The 20,652-nt window shown below is 71.8% G+C and carries 17 protein-coding genes; 2 read left to right on the top strand and 15 right to left on the bottom strand.

Features of this window, described 5'->3' with window-relative positions; translation table 11 throughout:
* Nucleotides 1–54 precede the first annotated feature (54 nt).
* Genes ACZ4K2_RS25125 through ACZ4K2_RS25115 form a run of 3 tightly spaced genes read right to left on the bottom strand, consistent with a single transcriptional unit; the run spans nucleotide 55 to nucleotide 2,834 of the window.
* Nucleotides 55–1,113, bottom strand: a complete 1,059-nt coding sequence (locus tag ACZ4K2_RS25125) for an ABC transporter substrate-binding protein (protein WP_467476009.1) — start codon at nucleotides 1,111–1,113, stop codon at nucleotides 55–57.
* A gap of 52 nt (nucleotides 1,114–1,165) precedes the next feature.
* Nucleotides 1,166–2,029, bottom strand: a complete 864-nt coding sequence (locus ACZ4K2_RS25120) for an ABC transporter permease (protein ID WP_467476010.1) — start codon at nucleotides 2,027–2,029, stop codon at nucleotides 1,166–1,168.
* Nucleotides 2,019–2,834 carry an ABC transporter ATP-binding protein gene (locus ACZ4K2_RS25115; protein WP_467476011.1) on the bottom strand — a complete coding sequence of 272 codons (816 nt, stop codon included), beginning with the start codon at nucleotides 2,832–2,834 and terminating at the stop codon, nucleotides 2,019–2,021. The genes ACZ4K2_RS25120 and ACZ4K2_RS25115 overlap by 11 nt, the downstream gene beginning before the upstream one ends.
* 159 nt (nucleotides 2,835–2,993) lie before the next feature.
* Here ACZ4K2_RS25115 and ACZ4K2_RS25110 point away from each other — a divergent pair, with 159 nt between their 5' ends.
* On the top strand, nucleotides 2,994–3,686 hold the full coding sequence (locus tag ACZ4K2_RS25110) for a response regulator (RefSeq protein WP_467476012.1): 693 nt from the start codon (nucleotides 2,994–2,996) through the stop codon (nucleotides 3,684–3,686).
* Nucleotides 3,687–3,701: 15 nt separating this feature from the next.
* Here ACZ4K2_RS25110 and ACZ4K2_RS25105 read toward each other — a convergent pair whose 3' ends face one another.
* From ACZ4K2_RS25105 to ACZ4K2_RS25080, 6 genes are all read right to left on the bottom strand, one after another.
* A complete protein-coding gene (locus ACZ4K2_RS25105; protein ID WP_467476013.1) occupies nucleotides 3,702–5,297 on the bottom strand; it encodes a solute symporter family protein in 1,596 nt (531 codons plus the stop codon).
* The gene (locus ACZ4K2_RS25100) at nucleotides 5,294–5,842 is read right to left on the bottom strand and encodes a DUF485 domain-containing protein (protein ID WP_467476014.1); all 549 of its coding nucleotides are present in this window, start codon (nucleotides 5,840–5,842) and stop codon (nucleotides 5,294–5,296) included. Before ACZ4K2_RS25100 ends, ACZ4K2_RS25105 begins: the two co-directional genes overlap by 4 nt.
* Before the next feature lie 60 nt (nucleotides 5,843–5,902).
* Nucleotides 5,903–6,601: a response regulator transcription factor gene (locus ACZ4K2_RS25095; protein ID WP_467476015.1), complete on the bottom strand. Its 699-nt coding sequence runs from the start codon at nucleotides 6,599–6,601 to the stop codon at nucleotides 5,903–5,905.
* Complete coding sequence (locus ACZ4K2_RS25090) at nucleotides 6,598–7,749, bottom strand: sensor histidine kinase (protein ID WP_467476016.1); 1,152 nt, start codon at nucleotides 7,747–7,749, stop codon at nucleotides 6,598–6,600. The genes ACZ4K2_RS25095 and ACZ4K2_RS25090 overlap by 4 nt, the downstream gene beginning before the upstream one ends.
* On the bottom strand, nucleotides 7,746–8,267 hold the full coding sequence (locus ACZ4K2_RS25085; protein ID WP_467476017.1) for a DUF1453 domain-containing protein: 522 nt from the start codon (nucleotides 8,265–8,267) through the stop codon (nucleotides 7,746–7,748). Before ACZ4K2_RS25085 ends, ACZ4K2_RS25090 begins: the two co-directional genes overlap by 4 nt.
* Nucleotides 8,268–8,974: 707 nt before the next feature.
* Nucleotides 8,975–11,098 carry a DNA gyrase/topoisomerase IV subunit B gene (locus ACZ4K2_RS25080; RefSeq protein ID WP_467476018.1) on the bottom strand — a complete coding sequence of 708 codons (2,124 nt, stop codon included), beginning with the start codon at nucleotides 11,096–11,098 and terminating at the stop codon, nucleotides 8,975–8,977.
* Between the two features lie 439 nt (nucleotides 11,099–11,537).
* Here ACZ4K2_RS25080 and ACZ4K2_RS25075 point away from each other — a divergent pair, with 439 nt between their 5' ends.
* A complete protein-coding gene (locus ACZ4K2_RS25075; protein WP_467476019.1) occupies nucleotides 11,538–11,759 on the top strand; it encodes a DUF7455 domain-containing protein in 222 nt (73 codons plus the stop codon).
* A 129-nt stretch (nucleotides 11,760–11,888) separates the two neighbouring features.
* Here ACZ4K2_RS25075 and ACZ4K2_RS25070 read toward each other — a convergent pair whose 3' ends face one another.
* From ACZ4K2_RS25070 to ACZ4K2_RS25045, 6 genes are all read right to left on the bottom strand, one after another.
* Nucleotides 11,889–12,728, bottom strand: a complete 840-nt coding sequence (locus tag ACZ4K2_RS25070; protein ID WP_467476020.1) for a serine protease — start codon at nucleotides 12,726–12,728, stop codon at nucleotides 11,889–11,891.
* A gap of 122 nt (nucleotides 12,729–12,850) precedes the next feature.
* Nucleotides 12,851–14,398 carry an RNA polymerase sigma factor gene (locus ACZ4K2_RS25065; RefSeq protein WP_467476021.1) on the bottom strand — a complete coding sequence of 516 codons (1,548 nt, stop codon included), beginning with the start codon at nucleotides 14,396–14,398 and terminating at the stop codon, nucleotides 12,851–12,853.
* A 448-nt stretch (nucleotides 14,399–14,846) separates the two neighbouring features.
* Nucleotides 14,847–15,734 carry a FadR/GntR family transcriptional regulator gene (locus tag ACZ4K2_RS25060; RefSeq protein ID WP_467476022.1) on the bottom strand — a complete coding sequence of 296 codons (888 nt, stop codon included), beginning with the start codon at nucleotides 15,732–15,734 and terminating at the stop codon, nucleotides 14,847–14,849.
* A 162-nt stretch (nucleotides 15,735–15,896) separates the two neighbouring features.
* Nucleotides 15,897–18,632 carry an ATP-binding cassette domain-containing protein gene (locus ACZ4K2_RS25055; RefSeq protein WP_467476023.1) on the bottom strand — a complete coding sequence of 912 codons (2,736 nt, stop codon included), beginning with the start codon at nucleotides 18,630–18,632 and terminating at the stop codon, nucleotides 15,897–15,899.
* A gap of 175 nt (nucleotides 18,633–18,807) precedes the next feature.
* Nucleotides 18,808–19,566: an NUDIX hydrolase gene (locus tag ACZ4K2_RS25050; RefSeq protein ID WP_467476024.1), complete on the bottom strand. Its 759-nt coding sequence runs from the start codon at nucleotides 19,564–19,566 to the stop codon at nucleotides 18,808–18,810.
* Between the two features lie 252 nt (nucleotides 19,567–19,818).
* A partial coding sequence (locus ACZ4K2_RS25045) for a DUF4192 domain-containing protein (RefSeq protein WP_467769972.1) occupies nucleotides 19,819–20,652 on the bottom strand: 834 nt, incomplete at its 5' end.

Below are 20,652 nucleotides of genomic sequence, written 5' to 3'. Positions count from 1 at the left end.
CGGAGCACCGTCACCTGGGGGGCGGCCCGCGTCCGTGCGGGGTTCACGCCGGGGTCAGCGGGCCGCCTTGACGAACTCCGTCGTGTACGTCCGGCTCAAGTCGACCTTCGTGTTCTTGATGTTGGGATTGAACGCCTTGAGCACCTTCTCCACGGTCTCGGGTCCGCCCTGGGGCATCACACCGTCGTCGGTGAACATCGGAAGGGTGCTCTTGACGGCCTGCGTGTACAGGGCCTTGTTGCCCTGGGAGTAGTCGGCGGGCATCTTGGCGGCGATCTCGTTGGCGCTGTGCGTGGACATCCACTTGAGCGTCTTGACGAATGCATTGGCCAACTTCTGCACGGTGTCCTTGTGCCCGTTCACCCAGTCCGTCTGCATGTACAGACTCGACGACGGGTACGGCCCGCCGAGCGCCTTCCGCGACCCCTCGGGGGTGCGCATGTCGACGAGGATCTGCCCGGCCTTCTTGTCCAGGATCGTCGCGACGGTCGGGTCGGTGGTCATGCCGCCGTCGATCGCGCCCTGCTTGAGCGCTGCGATGAACGTCGGCCCGGCCCCCACCGCGACCGGCGTGAAGTCGCTGACCTGCACACCGTTCGTCACCGCGAGGTACTTGGTCAGGAAGTCGGTCGAGGAGCCGAGCCCCGTGACGCCCAGCTTGCGGCCCTTGAAGCCGGCGGGCGAGGTGAGATCGCCGGCCGCCTTCCGCGAGACCACCTCGACCTCGCCGGGCGCGTGCGACAACTGCACGACCGACTCCACCTCCTTGCCCTTCACCTGGAGGTCGAGGGTGTGGTCGTAGAACCCGACCGCGCCCTGCACCTGGCCGGAGACGAGCGCGGTCTCGGCCTGGACGCCTGCGGGCTCGCTCAGCAGCTGGACGTCCAGTCCCTCGGCCTGGAAGTAGCCGAGGCGCTGGGTGAGCATCGCGGGCAGGTAGATGACCTTGTCCAGGCCACCGACCATGATCTTGACGCTCTCGCCCGTGCCGCCGCCTCCGCCGCTGCCGGTGTCGGCCGTGGAACTCGCCGCGTCGTTGGCGCAGGCGGTGAGCGAGGAGAGGGCGAGCAGTCCGGCGACGGCCAGGGAGGCGTGTCGGGCGGTCTTGCGCATGCGGTTCACGTCCTTGTGGGTGGGTGGGTCGAGGCGGGCGGGAGGGGGCCGTTCAGCTGTCGGAGCCGCTCGGCTTCCAGCGGAAGATGCGGCGCTCGGCGAAGGTCAGCAGGCCCTCCGCGACGAGGGCGACGACGGCCAGGATGACCATCGCCGCGTACACGCCCGCCGCGTTGAACGTGTTCTGCGACTGCGAGACGAGCAGGCCGATGCCCTTGGTCGCACCGATGTACTCGCCGACGATGGCGCCGATGAGCGCGAAGCCGAAGCTGACGTGGAGGCTGGTGAAGATCCAGGAGGTGGCCGACGGGACGACCACCTGGAGGGTCACCCGGCGGTCGCTCGCCCCCAGGATGCGGGCGTTGGCCACGAGGTTGCGGTCCACCTCGCGGGCGCCCTGGAAGGCGTTGAAGAACACGGGGAAGAAGACGAGCACCACGGCGGAGGCCACTTTGGAGGACGGGCCGAGGCCGAACCAGATCAGGAAGATGGGCGCCAGGACGATCCTGGGGATCGAGTTGAGCACCTTGATGTACGGACCAAGGACCTCGGCGAGCAATCTGATCCGCCCGAGCGCGATCCCGAGGAGTACACCGGCGACCACGCCGATGCCCCAGCCGAGCAATGCCTCGTACAGCGTGTACCAGATCTGTTCACCGAGGGAGCCGAGCGCCGTCCCGTGCATCACCCAGGTCTGGATCTGATCCCAGATCTTCGAAGGCATCGAGAAGTTGAACGGGTCGATGACCCCGGTGCGGGACAGCGCCTCCCACAGCCCGAGGACGGCCACCAGGAGCACCGTACGCGCGGCATTGACGAGGACCTTGCGCCGGCGTGCGGCCCGGGCCCGGGTCTCCGCGCGCCCCGGCGCCTTGGCGGTGTCGACGACCGGAGTGCTGAGCACCTCAGGCGACATGGGCGGCACCCCTCTCGCGGGTGATGCGGACCTCTTCACCGAGGGACTCCCAGATCTCGCGGTAGATCTCGATGAACCGCGGCTCCAGGCGCACCGACTCCACCTTCCGCGGGCGCGGCAGATCGATGTGAAAGACCTGCTTCACGGTCGCGGGACCGGCGGTCATCACGACGACCTTGTCGGCCAGCGCGATGGACTCCTCCAGGTCGTGGGTGACGAAGACGACGGAGGCGCCGGTGCCCTCCCACAGCTCCAGCAACTCGTCGGACATCAGGGCCCGGGTCTGCACGTCGAGCGCCGAGAACGGCTCGTCCATCAGCAGGATCTCGGGGTCGTTGACGAACGTCGCCGCCAGGGCCACGCGCTTGCGCTGGCCTCCGGAGAGCTGGTGCGGGTAGCGGTCCTCGAAGGCGGCGAGCCCCACCCGGGCCAGCCACTCACGGGCCTTCTCCTTGGCCTCCGCCTTGGACACGCCCCGGAAGCGCGGGCCGGCCATGACGTTCGACAGGACCGTCCGCCAGGGGAAGGTGGCGTCCTGCTGGAAGACGAAGCCGACCTTGCCGCCGACGCCGCCGACCGGCTCCCCGGCCACCAGCACCTCGCCCTCGGTAGGCTCCTCCAGGCCGCTGACCAGCGTCAGGGTGGTGGACTTGCCACACCCGGTGGGGCCCACGACGGCCACGAACTCCCCGCGAGCCACGGTGAGGTCGAGCCCGCGCACCGCGGTGTGCGATCCGCCGGAGGGGGTCCTGAAGGTTTTGGTCGCGCCCCGTAGCTCGATGGCGGGGCTGGTGTGTGCGCTCATGGGCCGGAACGGTAGGTGTGACCCCAGCCACAGCAGGAGCCTTGTGCGCGCAAGCCGTTCTTTTGCTCGCAGACATCTGTTGTGCTCATTTTGCTCGCGCTACAACTGCGGAGCCGAGAACACGGGCATGAGGCTCGCCGGCCTTGAAGGAGAGGCCTGATGATTGACGTCCTGGTGGTGGACGACGACTTCCGCGTCGCAGAGATCAACGCCAAGTACGTGGGAAAGGTTCCCGGGTTCCGGGTGGCCGCCCGCGCGCACAGTGCCGCCCAGGCCCTGGCCGTCGTGGAACGCGGGCCCATCGACCTGGTCCTGCTCGACCACTACCTGCCGGACCGCACCGGCCTGGAGCTCGTCCACCACATGCGGGAGCAGGGCCAGGGCACCGACGTCATCATGATCACGGCGGCGGGCGATGTGACGACGGTCCAGCAGGCGATGCGCCTGGGCGCCCTGCACTACCTGGTCAAGCCGTTCACCTTCGCCGCGCTGCGGTCCCGCCTGGACTCCTACGCCGCCCTGCGCCGCACCGTCGACCGGGTGGGCGGCCGCGGCCAGACGGGACAGGAGCAGATCGACCGGATCTTCGGTGCCCTGCGCACCGCTCCCGCCCCGTCCGCGCCCGGCCTGCCCTCCGGCCACTCCGAGCCGACGACGGACCTCATCTGCGGCATCCTGCACCGCGCCGACCAGCCGCTGTCCGCCCACGAAGTGGCCGCCCGGGCGGGCCTGAGCCGCTCCACCGCGCAGCGCTACCTCCGCCACCTGGAACAGGCGGGGCGGCTGCGCCTGTCCCTGAGGTACGGCGACACCGGGCGCCCGGAACACCGGTACGCCTGGGTGGCGCCGTAGTGGCCCGCACCCGGACTACACGGCTCCGGCCCCGGTCAGCGACCGCACCTCCGTCTCGGCGTACCTGGCCTCGTCCGGGGTCTCGTCCGAGGTGACTGTGCCCAGCCAGCCGGCGAGGAAGCCGAGCGGGATCGAGACGACGCCCGGGTTCTCCAGCGGGAAGTACTGGAAGTCGACGCCGGGGAACAGCGACTCCGGGCTGCCGGACACCACCGGCGACAGCACCACGAGTCCGATCGCGGGCAGCAGCCCGCCGTACACCGCCCACACCGCACCCCGCGTGGTGAAGCCGCGCCAGAACAGCGAGTAGAGCAGGACCGGCAGGTTCGCCGACGCGGCCACCGCGAAGGCCAGTCCGACGAGGAAGGCGACGTTCAGGTCCCGGGCCAGCAGTCCGAGGGCGATCGCCACGACGCCGACGCCGACCGCCGCCCACCGTGCCACCGCCACCTCGCTGTGTGCGCCCCTGTCCCGGGGGCGGCGCAGCGACGCGTACAGGTCGTGGGCCACCGAGGCCGAGGAGGCGAGGGTGATACCGGCGACGACCGCGAGGATCGTGGCGAAGGCGACGGCGGCGACCACCGCGAGCAGCACGGTGCCGCCCGTGGAGCCCGTCCCGCCGCCGAGGTCGAGGGCGAGGAGGGGCACTGCGGTGTTCCCGGCCGCGTTCGAGGCCCGCACGGCCCGCGGTCCCACGAGCGCCGCCGCTCCGAAGCCGAGGACGATCGTCATCAGGTAGAAGCTGCCGATCAGGCCGATGGACCACACCACGGAGCGCCGGGCGGCTCGCGCGGTCGGCACGGTGTAGAAGCGGGACAGGATGTGCGGCAGTCCGGCCGTGCCCAGGACCAGAGCGAGCCCGAGGCTGATGAAGTCGAGCCGGGCGGTCCAGTCGCCGCCGTACTTCAGTCCCGGGGCGAGGAAGGCCCTGCCGTGGCCGCTGTGCTCCGCGGCGGTGAGCAGGAGCCGGTCGACGTCACCGTGGAAGCGCAGCAGGACGAGCACGGTCAGCACGACCGTCCCGCCGAGCAGCAGCACCGCCTTCACGATCTGGATCCAGGTGGTGGCCCGCATCCCTCCCAGCGACACGTAGACGACCATGAGCGCGCCGACGCCGATGACCGCCCAGACCTGGGCCGCGCCACTCGTCCGTCCGAGCAGCAGCGCGACCAGACTGCCCGCGCCGACCATCTGCGCCACCAGGTACAGCACCGACACCACGACCGACGAGGTGCCGGCCGCGATCCGCACCGGCCGCTCGCTCATGCGCGCGGCCACCACGTCGGCCAGCGTGAACCGCCCGCAGTTGCGCACCAGTTCCGCGACCAGGAAGAGCACGAGCAGCCACGCCACGAGGAATCCCACCCCGTACAGCAGTCCGTCGTACCCGTACAGGGCGATGAGTCCGGCGATCCCGAGGAAGGAGGCGGCCGACATGTAGTCGCCGGCGATGGCGAATCCATTTTCCATCGGGGTGAACAGCCGTCCGCCGACGTAGAACTCCTCCACCGAACCGTGCCGCTTCCGGCTCACCCAGGTCGTGATCCCCAGGGTGACCGCGACGAACCCGCTGAACAGCAGCAGAGCCAGTGTCTGATGGTCACCCGTCACAGGGCGCCCCCCTGCGCCGCGCGGGCCAGTTCCTGGGTGTCCCAGCGCAGCTCCAGCGCGGCCCGGTCCCGCCGCAGCCGTGCGTGCCGGGCATAGGCCCAGGTGAGCAGGAAGGTGGTGAGGAACTGGCCGAGCCCCGCGACCATGCCCACGTTCACCGCCCCCGCCACGGGCCGCGCCATGAGCCCGGGTGCGGTCGTCGCCACGACCACGTATCCCACGTACCAGACCAGGAAGGCCGCGACCCCCGGCACCACGAACCGCCGATAGCTGCCGCGCACCTCCTGGAACGCCCGGCTGCGCTGCGCCTCGACGTACACCTCGCGGGCACCTGTCCCCGCCGCACGGGGCTCGCCGCGTGCGGGGGGCACGGTCGGTGCCGGCGTGCCCGCCCCGTCCGACTCGCCCCGTCCCGGGGCCGACGCGTCGTACCAAGGGTCCCCGTACCTCACGTCACGGGACGCCGTGTCGTGGTCCTGCCGGTTCCCGCCCGAACTCTCGGAACCGCCCCCGTCTCCGCGAGGGCGACCGTTGCTTGACTGCATGCCCAAGGATGGACAGAACGGAAAGATCTCTGACTCCCCTTCCTGCCGCTCTTCACCCCATCAGGTGACCTGACCGGTGGGCGGCCGCACCAGCCCCTTGCCGTAGGCGTAACGCACCGCCTGCGCCCGGTCCTTGAGCCCCGTCTTGGCGAAGAGATTGTTGATGTGCGTCTTCACCGTCGCCGTCGACACACTCAGTCTGCGAGCGATCTCCTGATTGCTGAGCCCCTCGGCGATCAGCACCAGGACCTCGGTCTCCCGGGCGGTGAGGCCGTCGGGTGCCGCCTCTGCGGCCGGCACGGGCTCCGCCTCGGACCGCGCCAGCCGCTCCAGCAGTCGGCGCTGGACGCTCGGCGACAGCCCCGCGTGCCCCGACAGCACACTGTGCACGGCCCGTACGATCTCGTCCCCGCCCGCGTCCTTGGTCAGATACCCCCGGGCGCCGGCCCGCAGCGCGGGGAACAGGGACTCGTCGTCCGCGTAGGTGGTGAGGACCACGACCTGGGTCCCGGGATACTGCGCCCGGATCCGCCGGGTCGCCTCCACACCGTCGCAGCGGGGCATCCTGAGGTCCATGAGGACGACGTCCGGCGCGAGTTCCCCGACGAGGCGGACCGCCTCCTCACCGTCTCCGGCAGCCCCCACGACCTCCACTCCGGGCAACAGGCCGAGCAGCATCACGATGCCCTCGCGGACCACGGTCTGATCGTCGGCCACGACCACCCGCGCGGACTTCCCCTCCTCCACCGTGCCGCTCATACGGGCACCTTCAGCGTCACCACGAACCCCTCCTCGTCCGGTCCCGCGGCCAGCGAACCACCCAGCAGTTCGGCACGCTCGCGCATGCCCAGCAGACCGTATCCGCCTCCCGACCCGTCGAGTTCGCCCGGACGTCCGCCCGAGTCGCGGACGTTCAGCGTCACTTCATGCGCGCTGTAGTCGAGCCGCACATCGACTCTGGCGCCGTGGGCGTGCTTGCGGACGTTGGTCAGGGCCTCCTGCGCGACCCGCCGCACGGCCTGCGAGGCCTGGGCCGGCAGCGGTCTGCGTTCACCGGTGACGGTGACCCCGGCACCGTCGTCCGTGCTGACGAGTGCGGCCAGGAAGTCCTCCAACGGGGTCAGCTCACCCCGCAGCGCGGACAGTGCCTGCCGGGTCTCGGCGAGGCCGTCGCGGGCCATTCCCCGGGCCGCCACCACCCGTTCCAGGATCCGGTCGCGTTCGGCACCGTTCTCGATCAGCAGCCGTGCCGCCTCCAAGTGCACGAGCTGCGCCGACAGGCTGTGCGCCAGCACGTCGTGGATCTCCCGTGCGAGGCGGGCCCGCTCGGCCAGCGCCGCGGACTCGGCCTCGGCGGCGCGGGCGGCGCGCTCCTGGGCGAGCAGCCGCTGCGCACTGCCGCGGGCCTCCGCGTCCAGACGCAGGACGTAACCTCCGAGGGTCAGACCGGCCACGGTGACGGCCGTCGTCAGCCAGAGATCGTTGGTGAACGCGGAGTACAGGGCCAGCGCGACCGACGCGACGGGGACGGCCGCCCCGAGCGGCAGCCGTTCCAGTGCGCCGACCCCGGCGGCGCACCAGATCACGAGGGCCGGGCCTCTGAAGCCCGTGAGATCGGCGGCGACCGCCAGGCTCAGCAGCACGCCCATGAGGGCGAGGGACGGCACCAGCCGGTGCTCGTAGGTCGTCCGGAGGAATGCCCAGGAGGTGAGGGCGAGGAGGCCCGCTCCCGCTGTCGCGCCGAGCGCTCCACCGAGGCCGACGTGTCGCTCGCTGAAGGCGGCCCACAGCAGCACGGCCAGCGCGAGCAGCCGGACGGCCCAGGTGATCAGGCGCCGGGGCCGGGAGATCCCCGCACGGCCGAGCGCTTCGCGTGACGGCCAGCGTGTCCAGGCGTTCTCGGTCACACGGGCTCCTTCCAGGCCGGCGGCTGGGCGGCACCGTACGCCGGGGCGGGCCGGGACACGAGGCCGAGGGCATGGGTCCGCCAGGCGAGGATTCCCCCGCGGACCAGCAGGGTTCCGGCGAGGCCGAGCACCAGTGCGGAACTGTCCTGGTGCAGGCCCAGGAGGGAACCGGAGGCGTAGGCCCCCGCCCGCAGGGCTATGCCGACGGCCCAGACCGTGAGGCTCGCCCTGGTGCTCTCGGTCCACACGGTGCCGTCCGGCGCCGTCCGGATGCGGGTGGTCCAGCCCCAGCCGACGCCGGTGCCCAGGCCGATGAGCAGCTCTGCCGCGAGCAGGACGGCGGATCCGGCCGGGTGGTCGGAGTCGAGGACGCCGGGGTCGCGCAGCGCGACGACGGCGAGGGCCACCGGCAGCAGCCACCAGCGCCGTTCCGCGTCGACAGGGCGGGCGCGGGACTGCCGGACGATCACTGTGACGACGACTGCCACGATCGCCAGCGCGTCGACGATCCCGGACATCAGGGCCTCCCGGTGCGAGAAGGTGGTGCCGGAGCGAGTACTGCCGACGCCTTCAAAGCTACGGAGACGCGCAGGTCACGGGATCGGAGCGCGGGTGGATCACGGGTGGATTCTTCGAGCGGATCTTCTCCACCCCCGGGTGGAGGAAGTCTCCGGGCCGCCCCCGACAGGGCTCGGCGGCAGGGGCAAGTCCCGGCGGGCAGCAGCGGCAGACGCGCGGCAGAGCAGCGGGGCGCGCCCGCACTGACGGGCACGGCAGGGCAGGGGGGCGCGGCCCGGCAGACGCGGCTGCATCAGGGAGCGGCCGAGTCGCGGACGGTCAGGTGTCAGGCAGCAGGCGCCCTCGCGGAAACGCGCAAACGTAGGTAACGCGCACACGTAGGTACCGCGCACACGTAGGTTCGGCGCGCCAGACCTGTCGCAGTGGGAGCCTCACCGCGCCGCCCCTCACCACGGTCCGCGGACAGGCGCCGTCGGCCGAGGCCTCTGCCCGGAACCACTGCCGACGACCGGCGGCCAGACGACGAGACGCCCGGGCCAAGGGCGCTCCGTTACGAGACATCCCCTGATCCGGACGTTCCCCGGTCCATACTTCCCCTGGTCCGGCGGCCTGTCAGCCGTATGCCGCCCCGTCGCCGCGGGCCGGCTCGCCGACACGGACATGCGCGGCGGCCCGCGCCCTCACGTGCAAGGAGCCCACGCGGCGACTACGCGTCGATACGGGACCGGTCCAGCGTGGCCGCCGAGCTGGAGATGAACTCCTTGCGGGGTGCCACGTCGTTGCCCATCAGCAGATCGAACACGCCTTCCGCGGCCTCCAGGTCGGAGAGGTTGATGCGGCGCAGGGTGCGGTGGCGCGGGTCCATCGTGGTCTCGGCCAGCTGGTCCGCGTCCATCTCGCCCAGGCCCTTGTACCGCTGGATGGAGTCCTTGTACCGGATGCCCTTGCTCTGGAACTCCATGAGCTTGTCGCGCAGCTCGCGGTCGGAGTACGTGTAGACGTACTTCTCCTGGCCCTTCTTCGGCTGGATCAGCTCGATGCGGTGCAGCGGCGGCACCGCGGCGAAGACCCGGCCGGCCTCGACCATGGGCCGCATGTAGCGCTGGAACAGCGTGAGCAGCAGGCACCGGATGTGGGAGCCGTCCACATCGGCGTCGGTCATCATGATGATCTTGCCGTAGCGGGCCGTGTCGATGTCGAAGGTACGGCCCGAACCGGCTCCTATGACCTGGATGATCGCACCGCACTCGGCGTTCTTCAGCATGTCGGTCACGGACGACCGCTGCACGTTGAGGATCTTGCCGCGGATCGGCAGCAGCGCCTGGAACTCGGAGTTCCGCGCCAGCTTGGCCGTGCCGAGCGCGGAGTCACCCTCCACGATGAACAACTCGCTGCGGTCGACGTCGTCACTGCGGCAGTCGGCGAGCTTCGCCGGCAGGGACGAGGACTCCAGCGCCGTCTTCCGGCGCTGCGCGTCCTTGTGCTGGCGGGCGGCGACCCGGGTGCGGGCCGCGGCGACCACCTTCTCCATGACCACGCGGGCCTGCGCCGCCGCGTCACGCTTGGCGGCCGTCAGGAACGCCTTCAGCTCGTTGGTGACCACGTTGTTCACGATGCGGCGGGCCGCCGAGGTGCCGAGGACCTCCTTGGTCTGGCCCTCGAACTGCGGCTCGGCCAGGCGGACCGTGACGACCGCCGTGAGCCCCTCCAAGGCGTCGTCCTTGACGATGTCGTCCTCGGCGACGCGCAGCATCTTCTTCGCCCGCAGCACCTCGTTGAACGTCTTGACGACGGCCTGCTCGAAGCCGGCGACGTGGGTACCGCCCTTGGGCGTGGCGATGATGTTGACGAACGACCGCACCGTGGTGTCGTAGCCGGTGCCCCACCGCAGCGCGACGTCCACGCCCAGTTCGCGGGTGACCTCGGCCGGGGTCATCTGGCCGTGCTCGTCCAGGACCGGGACCGTCTCCTTGAAGGTGCCCTTGCCCGAGAAGCGGAGGACGTCGCAGATCGCCTTGTCGTTCGCCAGGTACTCGCAGAACTCGCTGATGCCGCCGTCGAAGCGGAAGGACTCCTCGCCCTTGCTGCCGCCCTCGCCCAGACCGAACTCGTCACGGACGACGATGGTCAGGCCGGGCACCAGGAACGCGGTCTGCCGGGCACGCTGGTGCAGGTTCTCCAGGGAGAGCTTGGCGTCCTTGAGGAAGATCTGCCGGTCGGCCCAGTAGCGCACGCGCGTGCCGGTCCGGGCCTTGGGGATCTTCTTGCCCTTGCGCAGGCCACTTCCGGCCTCGAACTTCGCGTCTGCACCGCCGGCGGCGAAGGCACCGGGCACACCGCGCCGGAAGCTGATGGCGTGCGTGTGGCCGTTGCGGTCCACCTCGACGTCGAGCCGGGCGGAGAGGGCGTTGACCACGGAGGCGCCCACGCCGTGCAGGCCACCGGAGGCGGCGTACGAACCGCCGCCGAACTTGCCGCCCGCGTGCAGCTTGGTCATGACGACCTCGATGCCGGACAGGCCGGTCTTGGGCTCGACGTCCACGGGGATGCCGCGGCCGTTGTCGCGCACCTCGACCGAGCCGTCGGTGTGGAGGACCACCTCGATGTGGTCGCAGTACCCGCCGAGGGCCTCGTCCACCGAGTTGTCGATGATCTCCCAGAGGCAGTGCATCAGACCGCGGCTGTCGGTCGAGCCGATGTACATGCCCGGGCGCTTGCGCACGGCTTCGAGGCCCTCGAGGACGAGCAGGTGCCGCGCGGTGTAGTTGGAACCGTCCCGGTCTGCTCCTGCCAGCAGCGCTGTGGACGGCACGGACGTATCGGCGGTCACGCGGTTCGCTCCTCGCTGAATTTCAGATGACCCCCTTTTGGGTAAGGGGGCGGCTTCGGTAGCCGCTCAGAGGGTACCGAGCCCTGGTAGAGACGGTGTAACACCACCCTCGTCGGGAACTCACACTAGACCAGAGTCGTATGCGTGTTCGATCCCTCGAAGGAGTGAAGTACATATCACGTTCCCTTCGGGGCATGAACCATTTAGGCTCCGGGCACGTCCTCATGAACAACCGGCAACCCGGCCGGGAGGACGAGACAGCAACACCGCGCGAACCCGTAGGCACCCAAGACACGCAATACGGCACATTCGCCGCCAACCGGCAGCAAACAGCCGTCCCGGAAGATTTTTTCGAGGAAAAGCCACGAGCGGGAACGTTTTCGGGCTGGTTGGATGTTGACCCTGGTACGACAGCTCGTCGAGCTAGAGAAGAGGCGACGTGACTACTGTTCTGACCCCCGCGAGCCCCCTGACGGCCGCCGATCGCTGCGACCGCTGCGGCGCCCAGGCATACCTGCGCGTCGTTCTGCTCAGCGGCGGAGAGCTGCTCTTCTGCGCCCACCACGGGCGCAAGTTCGAGCCGGAACTCAAGAAGATCGCCGCTGAGATACAGGACGAGACGGAGCGGCTGACGACCGCCCCGACCACCGCTTCCGAATAAGAGCGCTGAATCTCGCACACACGACGAGCCAGCTCCGGCACAGGCCGGTGAACGGGCGGCCCCTCCTCGACCGGGAGTGGCCGCCCGCGCTCATGCCCGCCGCCCCGCGTAGGGCTTGTCCGCAGGGCTCTAGCTGTCCCTCGTGGCCGGTTCCAGCGCCCGGACGACCTCGGAGACGCGCGTGTAGACACCGGGAAGTCCCGGCCGCCCGCACCCGCTCCCCCATGACACCAGGCCGATCAGCCGTCCCCCGGCCACCAGCGGCCCACCGCTGTCCCCCTGGCAGCCGTCGGGCCCGCCGGCGGGTTCACCGGCGCACAGCATGCTGTCAGCCCGGTAGGTGCCGTCGGGGCCGCCGGGGTAGGCGCGGGCGCACACCTCGTCGGAGAGTACGCGCACGTGTGCGGCGTGCAGTCGTCGCGCGTAATCCCCACCACCGCTCGTATCACCCCAGCCGGACACCAGCGCCTCGGTGCCGGGCGCGTAGACCGGGTCACCGGCGCCCGCCATGGCGACGACAGCGCTCTGCGGCAGCGGCGCGGCGAGGGTGAGCACCGCGAAGTCGCCGGAGTTGGTCCTCGCGTCGTACCCGGGGTTGATCCGCGCCTTCCGCACGGCGATCTCCTCGCCCTCGGTGGACAGCAGATCCGTGCGGCCCCCGATGATCTTCAGGTCACCCACTCGGTCCGGCGGTCCGCCGAGGACGTCCCCGGCCAGGCAGTGGGCCGCGGTGAGCACGGTGGTGCGGCCGACGGCCACGGCACCGCAGAACTGCCCCGCCCGCGTACCTCCGAACCGGTCACGGCTGGCCAGCGCCACCGTCCACGGAGCCTGGGAGACATCGATCGGAAATCCCCCGACCACCACGCCGCCGGCAGCCGCGGGAGCCGCGCCCACCAGGGGTATCGAGACGAGGGTGGCCACCGCGGCCAGCGGCCGGATCAGGGCTCGGGCTAGGGAACGGCGCATGCGTGCTCCTCACTCAGAGGTCCTCCTGGGGGACCCAGAGTGATCCAAAGGGCACCGGCGCGCAGCACGAAGGCCCGGCCCCGCGGAGGGGGCCGGGCCTCCGCCGTGGCGGTCGGCGCGACCTAGTCGAGGTAGTCGCGCAGCACCTGGGAACGCGACGGGTGGCGCAGCTTCGACATGGTCTTGGACTCGATCTGGCGGATGCGCTCACGCGTCACGCCGTAGACCTTGCCGATCTCGTCGAGGGTCTTCGGCTGGCCGTCGGTGAGGCCGAAGCGCATGGAGACGACGCCGGCCTCACGCTCGGACAGGGTGTCGAGGACGGAGTGCAGCTGCTCCTGCAGGAGCGTGAAGCTGACGGCGTCGGCGGGCACGACCGCCTCGGAGTCCTCGATCAGGTCACCGAACTCGCTGTCGCCGTCCTCACCGAGCGGGGTGTGCAGCGAGATGGGCTCACGGCCGTACTTCTGGACCTCGATGACCTTCTCCGGGGTCATGTCGAGCTCCTTGGCCAGCTCCTCCGGAGTGGGCTCGCGGCCCAGGTCCTGGAGCATCTGGCGCTGGACGCGCGCGAGCTTGTTGATGACCTCGACCATGTGCACCGGGATACGGATGGTGCGGGCCTGGTCGGCCATGGCGCGGGTGATCGCCTGCCGGATCCACCAGGTGGCGTACGTGGAGAACTTGTAGCCCTTGGTGTAGTCGAACTTCTCGACCGCGCGGATCAGACCGAGGTTGCCTTCCTGGATGAGGTCCAGGAAGAGCATGCCGCGGCCGGTGTAGCGCTTGGCCAGGGAGACCACCAGACGGAGGTTGGCCTCCAGGAGGTGGTTCTTGGCGCGGCGGCCGTCCTCGGCGATGATCTCCAGCTCGCGCTTGAGCTTGGGGGCGAGCTTGTCGGCGTTCGCCAGCTTGTCCTCGGCGAACAGGCCCGCCTCGATGCGCTTGGCCAGCTCGACCTCCTGCTCGGCGTTGAGCAGGGGGACCTTGCCGATCTGCTTGAGGTAGTCCTTGACCGGGTCGGCGGTGGCGCCGGCCGCGGCGACCTGCTGCGCGGGCGCGTCGTCCTCGTCCTCGTCGGACAGGACGAAGCCGGCGCTCTCGGTGCCCTCGGGCTCGTCGGCGACCTTGGTGTCCTCGAGCACCTCGTCCTCGAGGAGCTCGGCGTCGTCCTTCTTGCCCGCGGTCTTCTTGGCGGCCGTCTTCTTCGCGGCGACCGTCTTCTTGGCGACCGTCTTCTTGGCGGCCGTCTTCTTCGCGGCGGCCTTCCTGGCGGGGGAGGCTTCCTCGGGGGAATCGGCGGCGGCCGGAGCGGCGGGCGTCACGGGGGCGGCCGTGGCGGGGGTGGCCTTCCTGGTGGTGGTCACCGTCTTCGCCGCGACCGACTTGGTGGCGGTGCGCTTGGCCGGGCTCTTCGCTGCGACGCTCTTTCGGGTGCGCTTGGGCTCTGCGGCACTGACCATCAGCGTCACACCCTCTTCCTCAAGGATCTGGTTGAGGCTGCGCAGTACGTTCTTCCACTGAGTGGCCGGAATCTGGTCAGCTTCGAAGGCCCGACGCACATCGTCGCCGGCGATCTGCCCCTCAGCCTTTCCCCGCTCGATGAGCGCCATGACAGAGACGGACTCGGCGATCTCCGGCGGGAGCGTACGGGATGTGCTGGCCGACACGAACAACCTCTCGGAACGTTGGAAAGCGGCTTCCGGCACCGTCCGCTAGGGACAGGAGCCGACCACCGGCCTGGGGATGGGCCGACGGCGCGGGCGGGGGCCGGGGAGATGCACAGCGCCTTGCATGGCGTCCGTATTCCTTCCGCGACCGTCACCTCTTAGGTCATCGCGCTGTCTCCACAAGCGTTACGCCCAATCTGCGTGGCCCGAGTCACACCCCACAAGCGGTCGTAAGTCGTCAAACAAGCACAAACGGGATCACTCGTGATCCGCGTCCTGGCCGTGCGTCCCAGGCCAGGGCGGTCCGCACCATGCCGCACCCCGCCGGGCCCCGTCGGACTCCAGAAGGTCCGGCGGGGTGCGGCGACGGCCGGCAGCCGGGTCCGGCGCCGCCACGCGCACCAGGAGGGCGCCGCACATCGGCGATCGCACCGCGCCCCTCGCGAGGTCAGTGCTCGCGCGGTGCGGGAACCACACGCTCCACCTCGGGCTGGGCCGTGAGCAGCTGCCGCATGGCCGCCTCCGCCGCCACGCTGTCGCCGGTGCCGAGTGCGTCGACGATCCGCGCGTGCTGCGCGAGAGACGTCTCGTTCGGCCGGTCACAGCCGGTGACCGGGCCGCCGGAGACCTGGAGCGCCGCCGAGACGATGCCGGAGAGGTGCTCCAGCATGCGGTTGCCCGCGACCTGGATGAGCAGCGCGTGGAACTCGGTGTCGGCGCGCGAGTAGGTGAGCGCGTCGCCCTGAGCCATGGCGTGACTCATGATCTCGACCATGTCGCAGAGGCGCTGCTGCACCTCCTCGCGCCCGTGGCCGGCGGCGAGGCGGGCGGCGAGCGGCTCGATCGTCCAGCGCAGCTCGTTCAGCTCCCGGCGCTGGTCGTCTCGCTGCGGCCCGAAGGCCCGCCACTCGATGATGTCCGGGTCGAGGAGGTTCCAGTCGCTGACGGGCCGCACGCGCGTGCCGACGTTGGGGCGCGCGCTGACCAGGCCCTTGGCCTCGAGGACGCGGAGGGACTCGCGGACGACGGTGCGCGAGACCTCGAAGCGCTGGCCGATCTCCTCCGGCACCAGCGGTCGGTCGGCGCCCAGATCGCCGGAGACGATCATCTGTCCGAGCTGCTGGACGAGTTGGCCGTGCAGTCCGCGTCCGCGACTGCCCGCGGGCCGCCGACCGACGCGGCCCAGTTCGGGTTCCCCGCCCTCCCAGGCGGGCGCTCCGACGCGATCGGCCGCCGGGGCCTCCGCGTAGGGGTAGCGGTCGAGTTCGCCCGGGCCGACCAGACCTGAGTCGGTGGAGCGGGCGGCGGTCATCATGGTGTGCGCAAGGGTACTCACGAAACCTTTGTCGGCGTCGTTTCCAACTCCCTTGAGGTCTTTGGTGAAAAGCACACGAAAGGGTGATCGCTCACACCGTCGCAATTGACGCCTTATCGGAAAGAAATGGCCTTTCTTCGGGGAGTTGTGTGCAGGGCAGGAACGGAAACGTGCGCACGGCCGTCACGGCAGCCTTCTGCGCAGTGCCGTGGCGAGGTAGGCGCAGAGAAGTCCGGTGAGGGACAACGCCAGTGCGCAGGCCACCGGTTGGGCGAGCAGCCGCACTGCCGCGAGCAGGTACCGCTCCCCTCCGAAGGGCCGTGGGAGCAGGAGGACCTCCCGCAGCCGCAGCGGGAAGTCGGCCGCCAGCCGTGCCGCCGGCCCCTTCAGCGCTCCGTGCACGACGGGAACGACGACCACGGGTACGGCGAGGACCGCGGCCAGTCCGGCCGTCGTGGACCGGAACACCCCCGCCGCCAGCACACCCGCCCAGGCGCAGCCGACGACCAGCCCGAACCAACTGGCGGTCAGCGAAAGCCAGTCGGCGGGCACTTCGGTGAGCTCCCGTCCGTAGACGATGTAGAGCGCCTCGGCGTCGCAGCCCAGGGTGAGGAACGCGAGCAGCCCCGCGGTGGCTCCGGAGACGAGCAGTTTGGCGGTGAGCAGCCCCAGGCGGCGGGGGACGGTGCCGCGGTCGGCCGCCAGGGCGGGGTGGCGGAACTCGTCCCCGAAGGCCAGCGCGCCGAGCAGGCCCGCCGCGAGTGCGGCGGGCGGCAGCGGCAGCTGTACCGGCCAGGCCGTGAACAGCCGGGCCTGCGGGGTGTGCCCGATCCGTGCCAGGAGTACGGCGGTGAGCGCGGACACGACCAGCACGGCGCCGCAGGTGAGGAAGCCGGTGCTGATGCCGGCCGCCCGTCGGAGTTCGTAGCGGAGGGGCCGCAGGGGGTCGGGGGCGGGGCGGACGGAGATGGGGGGCGGGAGGGGGGAGGACGCGGTCGCCGCGCGGCTGTCGTCGGGGCGGCCGGCAGGGGCGGCGTGCGGCTGCCGGGCGCCGGGGTTCCTGGCGCCGGGCAGGAGGGTACGGGTACCGGTGGCGATCACCGCTGGGCTGCCGGTGCCACCGGTTCGGGGGCCGGTGGCCGCCGCGTCTCCACCGGGAGCGGTCTCGGAGACGGGCACGGCGTCGGCGGACCGCCTCACGGCGCGTCCCGGTACCGTGTCGGCCGCGGTCTCCTCCCCGGTCGCGGTGGCATCGTGCGCCGCGGCGTCGGTCGAAGTGGTGCCGGTGGCTACGGCGGTCTCCGACGCGTCGCGGGCCGCGATTTCGGAGACGGTGACCAGGCGGTCCAGGCCGGTCTCCTCTCCAGGGGCTCGGCCGGAGGCGGGCCGCTCGGCGTCGGCGGGGTGCACCTCGGTCGGCGCAGGTGGGCCGGGCACCGTTCGCGCTTCGCCCGCCCGATCCGTCGCCGCACACTGCGCTTCCGGCGCCGACGGATCGGCCTGGCCTGCCACCTGCCGTCGCGGCGAACGCCCGGCTGCCGGGACCGACTCCGGCGAGGCCCCCGACACGCCACCGTCCGTTTCCGGCGCGGCCGGGTCCTGCGCGGGCGGCACCCCCGTCTCGGACGCCGCGCCGTCCGCCGCACGCATCGGCTCCGTGGGGGCCGGTCGCTCGGCCGGGGCTCCGGACGCGGCGCTCTCCTGCGACGGTGCGGGCCGTTTCCGCGCGGGCGCCGCCGTCGGCTCGTGCACGACCCGGCGTGAAGCCTCTGGCGAACCGCCGGGATCCGACCGCACGGAATCCCGCACCGAGACCGGAGCCGCTTCCTCCCCCGCCTGCCCAGGTGCCGCAAGGCCCTGGCCGGCCCGCGCAGGGGCGGCCGGGGTCTGTTCGCGCGCCCCCTTCGGGATGCCGGAAACCACGGGACGCCGCTCCACCGCCACGCTCTCCTGTCCGTCCCGCCGGTCCCCTCGTGCCGAGTCGGGTACGGCCTGCCAGGACTCGGGGGTGCGCTCCCCGTCCTCGCGGCCGGTTCCGGCACCCGCTCCCATGTCGCCGATCTCGTCCGCCAGTTGGTGGACGAGGATGCCGTTCCGGAAGGCGATCTCGCCGACGGCGGCGGTCGTGCTGCCGTACACCGAAAGGCGGTTGCCGCCCTCGCGTACCACTTCGACGGAGCGGCGGAAGATGCGCGCGTCCTTGGTGAGCAGGGCTGCCAGGCGTACGGCGTGGGGGCTGCGGACGGCCACGCGCGGGCGCAACCGGGTGCGGGCGAAAGCCTTTCCCTCCTGGTCGGCGACGACCCTGCCGTCCTGGAGCGTGACGACCCTGTCCGCGGTGCGTGCGGCCTCCTTGGGGTCCGCCGTGCTGAACAGGACCGTGCCGCCCTGCGTGGCGTGCGCCCGCAGCATGCCGTGCAGCCACTGGGCCTCGCGGGCGGAGAGTCCGTCGGTGGGTTCGTCCAGGACCAGCGTGTGCGGGTCCGGCAGCAGGGCGCAGGCGAGCCCGAGTCTGCGGTCCATGCCGCGCGACAACGTGCTGAGGCGCTCCTCGCGGAGGCTGACGAGACCGACCACTTCGAGGACTTCGTCGGCTCGTCGCGCGGGGGCCCCCGAGGCCGCGCACAGCATGCGCAGATGACCGCGGACCGAGCGGGCCGGGTGACCCGGCACGTCACCGAGGAGCACGCCGACTTCCCGCGCCGGGTGCGGGATCCGGTGCAGGGGGCGTCCCTTGAAGTAGGTGATGCCACGACCCGGTTGAAGTTCCAGCATCAGTCTGAGCGTTGTCGTCTTGCCCGCGCCGCCGCCCCCGAGGAGCGCGGTCACTTGCCCGGCGCGCGCCTCGAAGGAGACGTCGTCGACGGCGGGCGGATACGCCTTGCGGGGGTTGCTGGTCAGTCCGAAGGCCTGGATCACCTGCAGCAAGATAGCGCGACAAAACCGTTTTTCCCGGTATAAGGCGGCTTGGGCGTCGATGCGATGCGGTCGGGCCGCGCTGTTGTCCGCCGTTCGATGGAACCCGCGCCGTACCCGGGCCCCGGGGTGCTCACTGCCGGGCCGGGCCGCCACTCCGCCGTACGTCCCCCACGGGTCACACCTCGGGGCGCAGCATCGGCGGGTTGAGCAGAGTGGCGCCTCCCGCCCGGAAGAGCTGGGCGGGCCGGCCGCCCTGGCGCGTGGTCGTCCCGCCCGTCGGTACGAGGAACCCCGGCGTGCCGGTGACCTTGCGGTGGAAGTTGCGCGGGTCGAGTGCCACGCCCCAGACCGCCTCGTACACACGGCGCAGTTCCCCGACGGTGAACTCGGGCGGGCAGAAGGCGGTGGCCAGTGACGAGTACTCGATCTTGGAGCGGGCCCGTTCCACCCCGTCGGCGAGGATCCGGGCGTGATCGAAGGCGAGGGGTGCCACGGGTTCGCCGTCGCGGCCGTGCCCGCCCTGCTGGAGGAGTTCCTCGACCGGGGCCCAGCGCGCGTTGCTCGCGTCGCCGCCGGCGCGCGGTGCGGGCAGGTCGGGCGCGAGGGCGAGATGCGCGACGCTGACCACCCGCATGCGCGGGTCCCGGTCGGGGTCGCCGTAGGTGGCGAGCTGTTCCAGGTGGGCCCCGTTGTCCTGGGCCGGGGCCGAGGGGTCGTGGGCGCACAGCCCGGTCTCCTCGACCAGTTCACGCGCCGCCGCCTGGGACAGGTCCTCGTCGGCCCGTACGAATCCGCCGGGCAGCGCCCAGCGCCCCTGGAAGGGAGGCTCGCCCCTGCGTACCGCGAGCGCGCACAGGGCATGGCGGCGCACGGTCAGCACGACCAGGTCCACGGTGACGGCGAAGGGCGGGAAGGCTGACGGGTCGTAGGGCATGCCGCGATCATAGTCGTCTGCCTGACGATAAACACTCCCCTGGCCGGCCGCATCGGTGGTGGTTCCGCGGCCCGTCCGGGCGTTCTGCCATTCGGGTGACCGTGGGAGGACTCGTTCGGGTAATGGCTCGGGAGGGAGTGGGCCGCGTGACCGGCCGGCGCGGGTGGCCGCCGGTGCGCCTCCCGCCGCTTGTTCCCGGTGTCGGCCCGGGCATCCGCTCCGCGCGGTGCCGTTCCTCGGTCCGGTCGGTGTTCATCCGTTCCCCTCGGGCTGCCGCGGGTGCCCGGCGTCCGCCGGGGCGCCGCTGGTCGTGACCTCACTCCGGCCCGCTGTACGCGCGCAGCTCGCCCCGCGGGTGCCGGGCCGGGTGGCGTCGGTCGCGGACGCGCGGGGACGGGAGTCCGCCGGCCCGCGGCGGCCGGTCTTCGCCCGGGCCGGGTGACGGCCGTCGTCGCCGTCGGTGCGACGCGCCCGGCGCCGTCGCCGGCCGCCCGGCCGGGGACCGGCTCCCTCGTCGTCCGCCGGGGTTCCGTCCACTGGTGCGGGGGTGGGCGGGGGCTCGGCGGGGGCGGACCGCGGTGCGCGGTCCGGGTGCTCCGCCGGCCGCGCGGGCAGGCGTCGTGTGCCGTCGGCGCGCAGGCAGCGGCGGACGGCCTCCGGGTCGAGGCCCTCGTTGCACGCCTGGTGCAGCAGCCGGGCGAAGAGGTAGTCGGGGTCCGCGCCCAGCGCCATGGCCAGCGCCTCCCGCGCCTCCAGTTCGTCGCCCGTGGACCAGGCGACCCAGCCCGCGAGCGTCAGCGGGGCGGCGGCGTGCTCGCCGTAGGGCCCGACGCAGCGGCGGGCCAGTGCGCGCCAGAGCCGGAGGGCCGGGCCCGCCTCGTCCCCCTCCATCCAGGCGGCGGCCCTGTCCCGGGTCGTACGGTCCTGGAGCCCGAGGATCAGGATCGCCGCCTCGTCGTGGGGGGCGCGCCCGGCGGGGCCCGCCGCCCCCGCCGGGGGGGGGGGGGGCGGGGGGGGGCCGGGGGGGGCGGGCCCCCCCGCCCCCCCGCGCGCGCGGGGCGGGCCCCGCCCCCCCGAGCCAGGGCG

It is taken from the genome of Streptomyces sp. NPDC025833 (assembly GCF_055558055.1).
This window is presented reverse-complemented; position numbering and strand designations above follow the sequence as displayed.

What these genes read in the sequence shown, in the direction of transcription:
- ACZ4K2_RS25125 (WP_467476009.1), bottom strand. Translation starts at nt 1,113, where the DNA reads ATGCGCAAGACCGCCCGACACGCCTCCCTGGCCGTCGCCGGACTGCTC.
- ACZ4K2_RS25120 (WP_467476010.1), bottom strand. Translation starts at nt 2,029, where the DNA reads ATGTCGCCTGAGGTGCTCAGCACTCCGGTCGTCGACACCGCCAAGGCG.
- ACZ4K2_RS25115 (WP_467476011.1), bottom strand. Translation starts at nt 2,834, where the DNA reads ATGAGCGCACACACCAGCCCCGCCATCGAGCTACGGGGCGCGACCAAA.
- ACZ4K2_RS25110 (WP_467476012.1), top strand. Translation starts at nt 2,994, where the DNA reads ATGATTGACGTCCTGGTGGTGGACGACGACTTCCGCGTCGCAGAGATC.
- ACZ4K2_RS25100 (WP_467476014.1), bottom strand. Translation starts at nt 5,842, where the DNA reads ATGCAGTCAAGCAACGGTCGCCCTCGCGGAGACGGGGGCGGTTCCGAG.
- ACZ4K2_RS25095 (WP_467476015.1), bottom strand. Translation starts at nt 6,601, where the DNA reads ATGAGCGGCACGGTGGAGGAGGGGAAGTCCGCGCGGGTGGTCGTGGCC.
- ACZ4K2_RS25085 (WP_467476017.1), bottom strand. Translation starts at nt 8,267, where the DNA reads ATGTCCGGGATCGTCGACGCGCTGGCGATCGTGGCAGTCGTCGTCACA.
- ACZ4K2_RS25070 (WP_467476020.1), bottom strand. Translation starts at nt 12,728, where the DNA reads ATGCGCCGTTCCCTAGCCCGAGCCCTGATCCGGCCGCTGGCCGCGGTG.
- ACZ4K2_RS25050 (WP_467476024.1), bottom strand. Translation starts at nt 19,566, where the DNA reads ATGCCCTACGACCCGTCAGCCTTCCCGCCCTTCGCCGTCACCGTGGAC.